The following is a 12,243-nucleotide window of genomic DNA, read 5'->3' on the forward strand; positions in this document are numbered from 1 at the left end:
GCGACTTCGGGAGGGCCTTCATCTCGTCGAATTACACGGCGAACATGTAACTCTCTGAGGATTTCAACAGAGCCGAAGATGAGTGTATCACGGCTGCTCGCACTTATCATCAAAATGACTCTCTGGAACGAGATTAAACAATCGTGCGACAGCGCGGGCGGTTGCTTGCTTGTTTTGAGTACGTCCGTTCAGTGGTGACTCGAAGTTCGAAATTAGCCGCCAAGCGAGAGTACCCCCGAGCAGCCGGACGGTTTGCCGTTGTTCGTCGGTGAGGCCACCCTGCGTCTCGAGTTTGGAGAGCGCCTCTCCGACCTGACGGCGTTCGATCCGTGCCGTATGATGTTGTAACCGTCTCCGGACGCAGCGGACGTCGATCCCAGTATCAGATACGTTGTCGCGACGATTTCGCCGTCGTTCCGTGTTATGCCGTTCAGAGGTCATAGTCGAATGTAGAGTAGCCTTGGAAGGAGAATTACGCGATCATGAGCAAGGATCTGTCTGTCGTAGTGGAATCGCTCTACTCGGTTGCCGTCTTCACGGCCTCGAGCAGCTCCTCGTAATCCGGCTCATTTGTTGGATCGTCTGCGACCCAGCGATACGTCACCGTTCCCGTCTCATCAACTACGAACACCGCTCGGTTCGCGATTCCGTACAGTCCGAGCTCTTCGATATCGATCTCAAGGCCGTACTGCTGGATCACATCACCGCTCATGTCGCTAACGAGATCGAACTCGATTCCGTGTTCATCACGGAAAGCACCCTGAGAGAACGGTGAATCGGCGCTCACGCCGAAGACCGTCGCTCCGACCTCTTGGAATGACTCGAGATTGTCTTGAAGCGCGACCATCTCGTTCGTACACGGTGGCGTGAACGCGCCTGGGAAAAACGCGAGCACGATCGGTCCGTCACCCAGGTGGTCTTCCAATTCGAACGTCTCGTGATCGCTCGTTCCGTGCGTCGCGGTGAACAGCGGTGCAGTATCTGAATGCTCAACCATCAGGATATATTTCTTGTTGTCCAAAGGATAAGCTTTACACGAACATGTTCGAGGGGAATCGAATTCACGTGGGTACCGGTCCTGAAGCGGTCATACTGGGAATCGACAGATCCCTCGGAATCAGGTCACTCGTGTCGAATCTCGATATACCACACGTCGGACCCGTCAGACATCGTTTCATACTGGAACCCGCGTTCTTCGAGGACCTGATACAACGGCTCCGGCTCGAAGCTGTTGATCAACAGTAGCGTCTCGTCGTCGGAGAGCGCTTCGAGCTCGGCCATGATGTCGCCGAACGGTTCGCCGTCGATCTCTCGGACATCCAGGCGACGATCGATCTCGTTTCGCTCAGTGGCCATATCCGTTCAAGTATCGACGGGGAGGTGCGTGTTCCCCCGAACGTATTCGGGGACGCGACCGTCCGCGGCGGTTAATGCTCGGTTCCCGCGAACGGGCATCGGTCGGCTCCGTTCGGCGGGGTCGCGGAACACGCGTTTGCCGTACCATCGACGAGCGCTCGCAGGCGTTCGATCGCCTCGTCCAGAAGGACGTATCCGATACGGTAGCCCGCTTCGAGGGACATATCGAACCCCGTTCGACGGCGGAAGAACGTCCGGACGGCACACTGGCACGCTTCGAGTTCCAGCGTGACCTCCCTCCCCCGATCGGTGAGTTCGACCCCGGCTTGCTTCTCGTATCGGAGGAGTCCGGAAGCGGCAAATCGATCGAACATCTCCGTCACGCTCGACGGCGAGACGTCGAGGCGATCGCTCACCTCACCGGTCCGAACTCGAGCGTCGCGACCTGTTCCGATCCGCCTGATCGCGACGAGGTACAGCCCGCCGTTGCGATCGACGCAGGCGGTGGGCCGCACGCAGCCGCAGACGTCCGCCTGTGCGTGGTCGATAGCCATTATCGTACGTCCGACGTGCACCGGACATGAGGGTACCTCCGAATATGTTCGGCGGAAACGACGCAGGGTCCGAAGCTGGACCGGAGGTATGGATCGACCACGCCTCACGACGCTGCTGACCTGGTCAGTCGTGGGGACGTACCTGCTCGTCGCGCTCGGAGCGACCGCCGCCGCGGACGGCGGCTCGCTGGTCGCCGCGGTCCACCAGGCCTCCGCGGTGGCCGTCGGGGGCCTGCTCGCCACCACGGCGCTTCTCGCCCAGTACTCGGCGGCCTCGCGTGGTGTTCGCGTCGGAACGATCGTGGCGGTGATCACGTACGTGGCACAGGCCGGTGTTGGGCTGGCGGGCCGAACCAACGTCGTGCCGTTCGACGGCGTCCACCTGTTGGGCGGGATCGCGGTGTTCTCCTTCCTCCTCGCGACGCTCGTAATCAGAGTAGAGACGACCGCGGGGGGACCGGTTGATAGCGGAACACTGAACGGGCCGAATCACGGCGTAACGCCGATCGCGTCTGACGGTGACGTTCCGTCCCCGGTGTCCGAACCTGGGTCAACTCGGGTCCGCGATCGGATGCGGACGTATCTCGAGTTGACGAAGCCCCGATTGATGTGGTTGTTGTGCCTGCTCGCGCTGGCGGGAATGGGACTGGCCGTCGCGACCGGCGCTGAACTGGACGGCGTGACGGTCGTGGCGACCCTCGGCGGCGGTGTCCTCGGGATCGGTGCGGCGGGGACGTTCAACCACGTGTACGAGCGCGACCGCGACCGCAAGATGCGACGGACCGCTGATCGACCGATCGCGACCGATCGGGTCGGAGTTCGACGCGCCACCGGCTTCGCCGTCGCGCTTGTTGTCGCCTCGATGGCGGTGATGGTGACGTTCGTCAACGCGCTCGCGGCCGTGCTCACGGTGGCGGCAATCATCTATTACGCGTACGTCTACACAGTCGTGTTGAAGCCGACGACCCGATGGAACACCGTGATCGGGGGCGGTTCCGGAGCGCTGCCCGCGCTGATCGGGTACGGTGCCGTGACCGGGACCGTCGGTCTCTCGGCGGTTCTCCTCGCGCTCGTGGTCTGCTGTTGGACCCCGGCACATTTCTACAATCTTGCCATCGCCCACCGTGAGGACTACGCACGGGCCGAGTATCCCATGTTACCGGTCGTCGCCGGTGTGCGGACCGCACGTCAGCGGATCTTCGCCTGGCTCGGACTCACTCTGATCGTCGCGGTGTTATTGGGGGTCATCACAGGTTTTGGTGTACTCTATGCCCTCACCACCACGGTGCTCGGAGCAGTGTTTGTTCGAAGCGTGGTCAAGCAGTATGATGTCAATGAGCGAAATTCCGAAGACGAACAGGCGGCCGCCTACAGAAGTTTCCACGCCTCGAATGCATTTCTTGGGGCCGTCCTCGTGGCAATTCTCGTCGAAACACTCGCAGTATAACTCGAGTACTGCGGCTTCAGCTACCGCTGGGCCGGCACTATCGTGAAATTGGAACGAACAGGTGCGTGTTGATATTCATTTTTGTTATCACCAACGGCTAAACCGTCGCCTGTCGTTCCGGCTCGAAACCGGAGCGCGTAGCCAGATCCAGAGGTGCTCTCCACCATTAAAACGTGTTCCACGGTCGGCGACAGGAGAACATGTTCGGTGGTCCTGTCAGGTATATGGAGAACGTACCCTGATTTATGGGTGCCATCCCGGGGAATATCGAAGCGGACCAACAGCCCCCAATGACGGTCCCATTACGGCATTTTGTTGTCGGTCTCGTATTTCTCGTCGCGGGAATTGGATTGGGGATTGGCTTACATCTGAACGCTGTCCCAGGACTGGGCCGGCTCGCTCACGTCCATCTCCTGTTAGCCGGCTGGATCTGTATCACGATCATGGGGGCGATGACGCAGTTCGTGCCCGTCTGGTCGGGCGCGACCCTCCACTCGCAGCGACTCGCAAACGTACAGTTGGGGCTGGTCGTCGCCGGTCTCTCTGGGTTCGTCGTCGCATTCCTCCTGGTCGAGACAGCGTGGCTGATCCCGTTCGCCACGCTCATGCTCGTCGGCTTCTGGGCGTTCGCGTACAACATCATCCGAACGCTCGCCACGGTCGAGGAGTACGATGTCACCGAACGGCACTTCCTCGGCGCGCTCGGCTTCTTCCTCCTGTTGACCGTTCTGGGCGTCCTCCTCGCGATCGATTTCACGGTTCCGACGTTCTCGCGAATCGGCGTCAGCCGGTCCAGGGTGGTGGGCGCCCACGCGACCCTCGCGGTCTTCGGTGCCGTTCTCACGACGGTGTACGGCGCGCTGTACCAGCTCGGAACGATGTTCACGCAGACGGAACTCCACGGAATCGACCACCGTCTCCGGTCCATCGAAGAGATCGCGCATCCCATCGGCGTGGTCGTGCTCGCGGTCGGTCGACTCGTGGGTCACGCCCCCGCCGCGCGGGTCGGCGGTCTGCTGATCCTGTTCGCCGCGTCGGCGTTCTCTCTCATCTTGGCACGCAAACTGTACGAGATGCAGGTCGAACGGACCCCGATGCACACGCGGTACATGGTGGCAGTGGGAGCGCTCGCGCTGTGGATCGCCGTCACAGAACCCGCGTGGATATCTGACCCGTTGACGCGCGATCACCTGCTCGGCGCGGCGAACGCTGGTCATCTGCTGTTGTTGGGTGCAATCGGGTTCGTCGTCGTGGGGACGCTGTATCACATCATTCCCTTTGTCATCTGGGTCAACCGGTACAGCGATCTGTTAGGGTTAGAGGACGTCCCGATGATCGACGACCTCTACGACGATCGGATCGCCGCGATCGACGGGGTACTCCTCGGGGGCGGAAGCGCACTGATCGTGGGCGCGAACCTACTGGAAGTCGCCGGAACGCCGGGGCACCTCGGCGGACTGCTAGTGGGCGTCGGCGTCGTGGCGTTCGTGTCCAACTTGGTCCTCATGTTGGTCCGTCACAGCCCGCATTCGATTGATCGGATCGTGTTGGGGTCATTCTCGCCGCGCAGAGCGCACGATCTCGATGAGGCGGCCGACGACTAGATTTGCCAGCAGAACGCCCGGGGATCGTCCTGAGCGTAGGTCAACACTCATGAACACGGGACCAACTGGACTGTGGACGTGGACACAACGCTTCACGGTGGCGAGCGTCGGGTCGTTCGTGGGCTCGCTTCTCGCATTGCTCGGTGGGGCAAACAAGGTTGCCGTCCTGATCGGCGTGTTCGGCTTCGTCTGTCCGATGGTGTTCGGAATGGCGTACCTTCTGCTTCCCTCGTACGTCGGCAAGACCCTCGTCGATCAGCGACTCGCGGGGATTCACTTCGGGCTCGCCTATGTCGGTGTCAGCCTTCTCGTGGCGGATCAGTTCGTTACGGCGGGGATTCTCCTGAGACCCCTTGGTGTGACGCTCTGGACGACCGGTGTCCTCATTTTCGTCGGGTCGTTGCTGGCGACTGTCGGTCCAGCTGCGGTCGGCACAGTAGCTGGAACACTTGGAGGAAGTGGACGATCCCAACGCTCGACTCGACTGGCCACAGCGATGATTCCGGTTGCTGTCTGCTATCTCCTCGTCGGAACGGTTGCTCTCCTCATGACCGTCGCCCCTTTGGGAATCGGGACGGTCACAGTAGCACAGGTCACCCACTACTACCTCACCGGGTTCGCAACGCTGCTAATCTACGCGCTCGGCATGCGGTTGCTGACGGCGTTTTTCCACGTCTCGTTACCTCGCCCCGTCGTCTGGATCGTGCTCGTGGCCGGAGCCCTGGCGCCGGCCTTTCTGGGGACGTTCCTCTGGATCGATCCGTGGTTCCGGGTCGGCGGCGTTTTCGCGACACTCGCGATGCTCGGGTATGCAGCCCTCGTGCTATTCGTTATTCTGAAAACGAATCGCAGACGGGTCGGTGTATCCGGGATCGCACTCGGTGCGATCGCAGGAGGGACCGCCGTCGTGTCGGTCGTTCCGGTGGCGTTCGGGTTCGGGGATCCGATATCGCTCGCCGTCCATCGAACGCTCATCCTCGCCGGATTCTTTCCGCTCACAATCGTCGGATACGCGTACCTATTCTTCCCAATTACCGGCGGTCAGTTCACGGGGGCGAACCCACGCGCGGCACGTGTGACGATCGCATTGCTTGGAGCCGGTGTCGCCGTACAATCGGTGGGAGTTGCCCTTCAGTACGAACCGGTACGCGTGATCGGAATTCTCGGGTCGGTAATCGGTGCGATCGGATGTGGCTACCTCCTCGGATGCCGGTTTGTGAACGGTTGATACCCGACCGTTTTCGGACGAGGAGACCGCCATCCGAACATGTACGGGAGTAGGAGTACCCCTCACGATCTCGAACAACTGGGTATGCCCAGCTTTCCGTCGCTGTTCGGGTCCGACGACAGCGACCTGTTCGACGGGTACGACGAGTTCGTTTCGGATCACGTCCCGAGGCCGGGCGAGTTCCTCGAACCTCATGATCTGCTCACCGGGGCGGACCACGTCGCGTTTCACCGTCTCACGCGCGACTGCTTCGAGGACCGAAAGGTGTACGATATGACGTTCAACTACAATCTCGCCCGGCTGAATCTCGACACGCGGCACACGAGCGCCGGCTACCGCTACGCCGTCGAACGCGACGACGCTGATGACGCCGTCGAGGCGGACGACATCGACCGCGTACTCCGTGCCGAGTTCACGCCGACGACTCCATTCTGTCCACAGACCCACACGCTGACGATCGGGTCGTTCCGCGCGTGGAATGGGCTCTCTGAACGACATGAGTACGACCTCATCCGCGTCCGCGCGGCACCCATGCACCACCAGAGCGAGGCGATCAACGAGCAGCTCGCCGACCTCGAGCAGACGTATCTCGAGACGGGAGACGTGACCGCCGATCCGGAGGGCGACACCGAAATCGGGTCGAACCCGATGGAACGTTCGATGAAAAACGAGGGACCGAGCCGCGGATCGCCGGACGCTCCGTTCTGAAAGGATCTGGTCCCCCCAGGGCAACGGCCACTGCGTGATCGGTACCGCGATTCGGGTCTCGCTCCGGATCAGTCCGTTTTCGAAACAGCCTCGTCAGAACGGTGCGTTTGGATCCTCCGCGGCAGTCGGGTCGTCGTCATGCGTTTCGGCCTTCCCAATCAATACTCTAAACTCGCCGGGGTCACGCTTGCGATACTCCCAGTAGAACTCCGGGCCAGCCTCGGCGTCGAACTGGTGGTACAGCGGCTTCGGGTCGTGGTCGTTCACGAGGGTAAATCCTTCTCCGTCGTCGAGATCTGCGTACGTCTCAAAGATCTTCTCGTGTCGTTGCGCGGGTGGAAGGTCGCGGACGTCGAGCTCAGCCGTACTCTCTGGGATCTCGACGGACGCTTCCGTGGACACCTCGTCATTGTCAGACATCGCGGATGTGGGATCCTCACCGTCAGCTGTGGATTCACTTCGTTCAGACTTTGTGATCCGTACCCGACAGCGACCGGGCTCTTTTTCGACTACCTCCCAGTCGAACGTGTCATCATATTGCTCCCGAAACTCGCGACGGAGCGGTCGCGGCTCGTGCGGAGCGATGAGTTCCATCGTCTCGCCATCGGGTATCATGCCGTACCGGTGGTGGATCGTCTCGTGGCGATCCGGCTTCGGGATCTCCCGGACATCGTATCGCGTGATTACGCCCTCGTTGTCGGCTATCGAAGCGTCGGTCTTCACGATTTTGACGCGCCACTCACCCGACTCACGACTTGTATACTCCCAGTCGATGACATCGCCGTGCATCGATCGAAGTTCGTAGTAGAGCGGCTTCGGGTCGTGGTCATTGACCAGCACGAACCCCTCACCAGATCCGAGGCGATTGAACGTATCGAGTAACACCTCGTGTCGCCGCTGCGGTATCAGATCACGCACGTCGAACGTCCCTAACTCCCCGTCACCGAGTGGTTCCTGTTTGGACACCCCGACCTCGCGCGGTTCGGCGTCAGGATCCTCGTGGGCCCAGTCGAGGGCACGGTTCCGTTCGATCTGGTACCGAAGCAGATGAGCGTCGATGTCTCGATCAGAGATAACGAGGACTTCGGTACCCGTCTCAATCTCGTCGAACGCGTCGTCGATCCGGTCTTGGAACTCGCGAGGCGAGGAATCCCGCAGGTCGATTTCGGTAACCATCTCTCGGATCGAGTACGGTCGCGAAGGAAGATGGTCCCTCAGCCGAACTTGTTCGGGACATCCGTGAAACGAGACGGAATTGAGATCTGAATTATCGGATGCTCACCAATCCAGTACAAGAGTTTCGGCCGCTTTCGAAAGACAAGTCCGACCCATGAATTCGGTAACGCTTTCGCGAACGATCGACGCGCCTCCGACTGTTGTCCGCGAATCGATGAACGAACTCGATCAGTTCATGCGAGCGTCGGGGTTCGATGAGGTTCACGTAGACGGCGAAACGGTTCGCGTCGCGAACGAAATGGGGATCGCGACTATCGAACTCACGCTTGAACTCGTTGACCGTCCTGACGCCGACCTCGCCTACGAACAGCGCAAGGGCATCTTCGAGGAGATGCGGACAGCGTACACCGTCACATCAGATCCTAACGGGAGCGAAGTGGTCGCAACGACGGAGTTCGCGCTTGACGTTGCGATCATCGGAGATGTACTTGACTCAACGATCATCAAACGCCAACGGCGAAAGGAACTCACGGCTCAGGTCGATTGGCTTGAAGAGGGGACAAGCTTAAACGAAGGTGAGGAGTGACTAGACGACTTCCCAGATGATGTCCCGTCGAAGATCACGATCAAGGAGATCAACGATAATCGCTACTATCAGCGATTCCCATAGATCGCTGTCAAGGCGGCCCTGCCAGAAATCGATATCCTCGCGGACGATCGATTGGACTCCCCACAGAACAATCCGACTCTCATCCGGGATCCCACCACGAAGCCAACTCTCACCGGGGATGTCGATTAGGCCGTCCATCCAAGATTTCGACGTCAACGTGAGCGCGATATACTGATCGCCGTAGAACGGACGGCCTTCGTGATTCGAGAGAATGATCCATGGCCGAGCATCTCTCTCACCTTTGAACGGATCATCCCCGTAGACGACGTCGTCACGCTCGAAAATCGGTGTCTCTTCGTCGGTCACTGTTCGTCCTCGACGCTCGGATGTGGTTCCTCGGGTGCGTGTTCGCGCCAGGACTCCTTGTCCTCTGTACCGAGTCGCTGGTTGAACAGGGCGGTCGCTCGTTCGTACCCGCTGTATCCGTCGAGTCGCTCTGTGTCGTCGGTTATCGCCCAGTACGTCGCTTTGTGTTCGACGAGATCGCGGTCCTTCAGTCTCGAGAGCGCGGTGCTGACCGCGCCCTCATCGAGACCGATCTGAGAGGCGATTTCGCGGGCCTTGAACGCGCGATCATCGTTGGCGGCGAGAAATCCCAGCACCTGATCCGGGACGGAAAGTTCCTCGAGTTCGTCCTCGCTCGTCTTCTCGAAGGTATCTCGGTCGATGGACATCGTTGAGCAGAAATACGGTGTCAATCGTAATGAGTGTTAGGTGTGAAAGCGACGAAATGGCTGAAGGGGATACTCCGCCCGTAGCCTCGTCGAAGCAGTTCGAGAATCGTATACATTGAGACGGCCAGTCTCAACTACCAGTGGGCGTCCATTTTCGAGTTGTTTTACCGATCTATAACGTAGAAACCCGTTCTCTCTGGTCAGATACGCGAATATAGTTCGTCGGGCAGCGATGGACGCATCCAGAATTCATGCGTCCCGTGCCCTTGTGGAGGTGCATATATGAATAGAATACTTTTCATGCTATTTGACCTATTCCAGTAAACCTCCTTCCTGAAGAGATGGACATCCCCCCGTCGTTCTCCTTGAAAAGAAATAGAATGCTATTCAGACTATTTTGAAATCGCATTCTTTCGTTCTTGCTCGAACCGTTCAGCCACCTCGTCAACCAAGTCTTCCTCTACAACCGTGCGCAGCAACGCATCAGTCATCTCACGGACAACGATATTCTGATAGCCGCGAGTACTTAGCTCGCGCTCTAATTCGTAGTTCAGCCAGGAATCGAAGTTCTCGATAGTCTCTTCGCGAGCGTAAAACGGCCGTTGATTGGCTGCCTCGTATGAAAAGGCAGTATCTGTCATCGGGTCCAGTTCCTCGACGTCCCCCTCATCCGGTTCGTCGACGTGTTCGGTTGTCGTGTCTGAGGCGGGTGGCTCGCGCGGTTCCTGTTCACTCTTCGTCTCGTCCTGATCGTCAGCATCGTCATCCAGCGTCTGACTAAGATCTGCGAACGGGTCACCGTCGTCAGCCATGCCGGACCACCTCACCGGCCTCGACGATGTGCGCGAGTTCGTCGAAATTCTTCAGTTGATCACAGTTGGCGTCGTAGTCCAATAGCGGTTTGCGTTCACCGTACGCTTTCGTGATACTCGTTCGGTCTCGGATACCTGGTGTCGGACTAATGTCGCCGCTGCCCACAGCCTCCCAATCCGTGATTCGAGCGAAGTTCGGAATACGGTCCTGCAAGCTGTTGTGGGAGTTCAGCCGTTCGAGGAGCTGGCGATCTTGCGTTTGCTGGTCGATACGCCCATCCAGCATATTCGGGACGAGTGCGAGGACGTCGACGTCCATGTGCTTTCGCAGCGGAGCAATCTGGCGCTCGATAGTGCGTTCCAGTCCGGACATCGCCTCGTTGCCGGGCGCTAGTGGAAGAACAAGATTAGACGTCGCGACGAGAGCGTTGTCGGTCAGTCGCGAGCGATATGCGGGCGAGTCCGTGACGATGAAGTCGTATTCGTCGCCCAGCAGCGGCTCAACGACTTCGCGCTTCAACAGAGCAGACGGCTGGAAGACGTCACCGACGACGATTTCTCGCTCGACTTGCTCGAGATCCTCGCTCGAGGGAAGGATATCGAATTCATATTCGGTATCGTAGACGACTGAGGTTGGATCTGCCTCATCGAAGAATACCTCACCGATGCCCTCGTCTGTATTGTGATAGTGGTCATCGAACCCGAGACCGACTGAAGCGTGTCCATTCGGATCGAGGTCAATGAGGAGGACATCATGGTCGTGGGTGGCGAGTTGACGCGCGAGATTCACTGCGATGGTTGACTTGCCAACGCCACCCTTCAGCATGCAGACTGAGACAGCCCGAGAATTCCCCGCTGTATCCACGGATTCGTACGGGCTATTTGGGCTATTCGTGCTATCTATGCTATTCCCGCTATTCGTTCCCGCCATGCTATTCTGGAATAGTGCCCTATCCCCTCTTATAACTAAGGGCAGTGAATAGCCCGAATCGCCAAGATAGACCGAATAGTTTGAATAGTAAGAATAGCATGAATAGTATGAGTAGCAAAGGTAGCCTGAATTGTTAAAATAGCATAAGTAGTATCGATAGAAAATCTCTATGAATAGGATGCTATCTTAGAATAGTATCCGATTTCAGAATACCCCTAATAGTGCAGGGCTAGTACGTGCCGCAGGCGAGAGGATTCGTACCTACTCCGTCCCTTTGTCAATGACGGCCTCGTCCAGTCTCTTCCAAACAGTATCGAACAGCGGTGGATCACCGGTCAGGTCTGGAAGTGAGGTTTCCCACTGGCGCTGAATGTCCTCGCGCTGGTCACCCGGCAGACCTGTGGTGAGATCGACGTCAAGGTCGTCGTGGTCGCACTTTGCTTCGAAGGCAGGCAGGACAACGTCGAACTCAATCTCAACAGATTCGGTCTCTAAGAGCTGATAAAGATCGTAGTAGTCTCTGGCAGCACCCCGTTGGAAGATCGCCCGAAGTTTCTCCGCGAAGATCTCTTCGACACTATACGCCTGCAGTTCGAACTCCGGGATATCCTCGTAGGAGTGCGTATGGTGAACCGAGTCGAATGCGACGTACTCGTCGACCATCACGTCGAGACTGGTCGTATTCGGATGGTCAAGCACCGCCCGATACTGGATGCTCATGTCGACGTAGTGTGTCGGATAGTGTTGCTGGCGGGACTCGTGGTGCTCGCTGATGGTGAACTCAATCCCGGAGCGCTCGGTAACTGTGTCAAGGACATCACGGAGGTCGTCTTCTGATTCGTTGTACTGACCTTCGACGCCGAAATCGAGATCCTCTGAGAATCGCCACGACTGGGGGAAGTACAGTTTGCTCAGCGCCGTTCCACCTTTGAACATGAGGTTCTCGCCAAAGTCACTCGTGAAGATACCCCAGAGAATCCAGGAGTTGACGTAGTTCTTCTCAGCATCAGTCGATCACATCGGGTTTGAGTGAAAGTGTCTGCTTGGGAAGGGTGTGGAAGCTACCGAAGCAGACAGCGAGAT

The 12,243-nt window shown here is 58.5% G+C and carries 13 protein-coding genes and 1 pseudogene; 5 read left to right on the forward strand and 9 right to left on the reverse strand.

All coding sequences use genetic code 11. The features are described from left to right. Positions 1-517 precede the first annotated feature (517 nt). The 3 genes from FGL94_RS17940 to FGL94_RS17950 form a co-directional block, all read right to left on the reverse strand. Positions 518-997 (reverse strand): redoxin domain-containing protein, encoded by a 480-nt coding sequence (locus FGL94_RS17940; RefSeq protein WP_095638127.1) that lies wholly within the window; start codon positions 995-997, stop codon positions 518-520. Between the two features lie 125 nt (positions 998-1,122). Beyond that, a complete protein-coding gene (locus FGL94_RS17945) occupies positions 1,123-1,356 on the reverse strand; it encodes a DUF2249 domain-containing protein (protein WP_095638128.1) in 234 nt (77 codons plus the stop codon). A gap of 71 nt (positions 1,357-1,427) precedes the next feature. Next, a complete protein-coding gene (locus FGL94_RS17950) occupies positions 1,428-1,910 on the reverse strand; it encodes a metal-dependent transcriptional regulator (protein WP_095638129.1) in 483 nt (160 codons plus the stop codon). Positions 1,911-1,998: 88 nt separating this feature from the next. On the opposite strand from FGL94_RS17950, the gene FGL94_RS17955 reads away from it, so the two are divergent. The 4 genes from FGL94_RS17955 (at position 1,999) to FGL94_RS17970 (ending at position 6,897) form a co-directional block, all read left to right on the forward strand. Then, positions 1,999-3,357: a heme o synthase gene (locus tag FGL94_RS17955; protein WP_095638130.1), complete on the forward strand. Its 1,359-nt coding sequence runs from the start codon at positions 1,999-2,001 to the stop codon at positions 3,355-3,357. 245 nt (positions 3,358-3,602) lie between these two features. Continuing rightward, entirely contained in the window at positions 3,603-4,961 is a 1,359-nt protein-coding gene (locus FGL94_RS17960; protein WP_144928141.1) for a heme-copper oxidase family protein, read from the forward strand. A 49-nt stretch (positions 4,962-5,010) separates the two neighbouring features. Then, positions 5,011-6,189 (forward strand): hypothetical protein, encoded by a 1,179-nt coding sequence (locus FGL94_RS17965; protein WP_144928144.1) that lies wholly within the window; start codon positions 5,011-5,013, stop codon positions 6,187-6,189. Positions 6,190-6,273: 84 nt separating this feature from the next. Beyond that, positions 6,274-6,897: a hypothetical protein gene (locus FGL94_RS17970; protein WP_095638133.1), complete on the forward strand. Its 624-nt coding sequence runs from the start codon at positions 6,274-6,276 to the stop codon at positions 6,895-6,897. 93 nt (positions 6,898-6,990) lie between these two features. On the opposite strand, the gene FGL94_RS17975 is transcribed toward FGL94_RS17970, so the two are convergent. Beyond that, on the reverse strand, positions 6,991-8,073 hold the full coding sequence (locus tag FGL94_RS17975) for a DUF2249 domain-containing protein (RefSeq protein ID WP_095638134.1): 1,083 nt from the start codon (positions 8,071-8,073) through the stop codon (positions 6,991-6,993). A 154-nt stretch (positions 8,074-8,227) separates the two neighbouring features. On the opposite strand from FGL94_RS17975, the gene FGL94_RS17980 reads away from it, so the two are divergent. Next, positions 8,228-8,659: an SRPBCC family protein gene (locus FGL94_RS17980; RefSeq protein ID WP_094530794.1), complete on the forward strand. Its 432-nt coding sequence runs from the start codon at positions 8,228-8,230 to the stop codon at positions 8,657-8,659. Positions 8,660-8,704: 45 nt separating this feature from the next. On the opposite strand, the pseudogene FGL94_RS17985 reads toward FGL94_RS17980, so the two are convergent. The 5 genes and pseudogenes from FGL94_RS17985 to FGL94_RS18005 all read right to left on the reverse strand — a co-directional run. Next, positions 8,705-9,049: pseudogene (locus tag FGL94_RS17985) on the reverse strand (type II toxin-antitoxin system PemK/MazF family toxin); the annotation flags it as partial. Beyond that, positions 9,046-9,417, reverse strand: a complete 372-nt coding sequence (locus FGL94_RS17990) for a MarR family transcriptional regulator (RefSeq protein WP_094530790.1) — start codon at positions 9,415-9,417, stop codon at positions 9,046-9,048. The gene FGL94_RS17990 and the pseudogene FGL94_RS17985, both read right to left, overlap by 4 nt. Before the next feature lie 392 nt (positions 9,418-9,809). Continuing rightward, positions 9,810-10,229, reverse strand: coding sequence for a hypothetical protein (locus FGL94_RS17995; protein ID WP_010890437.1), 420 nt, complete (start codon positions 10,227-10,229; stop codon positions 9,810-9,812). Continuing rightward, entirely contained in the window at positions 10,222-11,160 is a 939-nt protein-coding gene (locus FGL94_RS18000; RefSeq protein WP_115864494.1) for a ParA family protein, read from the reverse strand. Before FGL94_RS18000 ends, FGL94_RS17995 begins: the two co-directional genes overlap by 8 nt. Before the next feature lie 261 nt (positions 11,161-11,421). Then, positions 11,422-12,096, reverse strand: a complete 675-nt coding sequence (locus FGL94_RS18005; protein WP_206664968.1) for a nucleotidyl transferase AbiEii/AbiGii toxin family protein — start codon at positions 12,094-12,096, stop codon at positions 11,422-11,424. Positions 12,097-12,243 lie beyond the last annotated feature (147 nt).

The sequence above is a fragment of the Halorubrum salsamenti genome, assembly GCF_007671685.1.
Lineage (GTDB): Archaea > Halobacteriota > Halobacteria > Halobacteriales > Haloferacaceae > Halorubrum > Halorubrum salsamenti.

Bases quoted from the DNA above. Each gene is read 5' to 3' on its own strand.
- FGL94_RS17940 (WP_095638127.1), bottom strand. From the start codon at position 997: ATGGTTGAGCATTCAGATACTGCACCGCTGTTCACCGCGACGCACGGA.
- FGL94_RS17945 (WP_095638128.1), bottom strand. From the start codon at position 1,356: ATGGCCACTGAGCGAAACGAGATCGATCGTCGCCTGGATGTCCGAGAG.
- FGL94_RS17950 (WP_095638129.1), bottom strand. From the start codon at position 1,910: ATGGCTATCGACCACGCACAGGCGGACGTCTGCGGCTGCGTGCGGCCC.
- FGL94_RS17955 (WP_095638130.1), top strand. From the start codon at position 1,999: ATGGATCGACCACGCCTCACGACGCTGCTGACCTGGTCAGTCGTGGGG.
- FGL94_RS17960 (WP_144928141.1), top strand. From the start codon at position 3,603: ATGGGTGCCATCCCGGGGAATATCGAAGCGGACCAACAGCCCCCAATG.
- FGL94_RS17965 (WP_144928144.1), top strand. From the start codon at position 5,011: ATGAACACGGGACCAACTGGACTGTGGACGTGGACACAACGCTTCACG.
- FGL94_RS17970 (WP_095638133.1), top strand. From the start codon at position 6,274: ATGCCCAGCTTTCCGTCGCTGTTCGGGTCCGACGACAGCGACCTGTTC.
- FGL94_RS17975 (WP_095638134.1), bottom strand. From the start codon at position 8,073: ATGGTTACCGAAATCGACCTGCGGGATTCCTCGCCTCGCGAGTTCCAA.
- FGL94_RS17980 (WP_094530794.1), top strand. From the start codon at position 8,228: ATGAATTCGGTAACGCTTTCGCGAACGATCGACGCGCCTCCGACTGTT.
- FGL94_RS17990 (WP_094530790.1), bottom strand. From the start codon at position 9,417: ATGTCCATCGACCGAGATACCTTCGAGAAGACGAGCGAGGACGAACTC.
- FGL94_RS17995 (WP_010890437.1), bottom strand. From the start codon at position 10,229: ATGGCTGACGACGGTGACCCGTTCGCAGATCTTAGTCAGACGCTGGAT.
- FGL94_RS18000 (WP_115864494.1), bottom strand. From the start codon at position 11,160: ATGGCGGGAACGAATAGCGGGAATAGCATAGATAGCACGAATAGCCCA.
- FGL94_RS18005 (WP_206664968.1), bottom strand. From the start codon at position 12,096: ATGTTCAAAGGTGGAACGGCGCTGAGCAAACTGTACTTCCCCCAGTCG.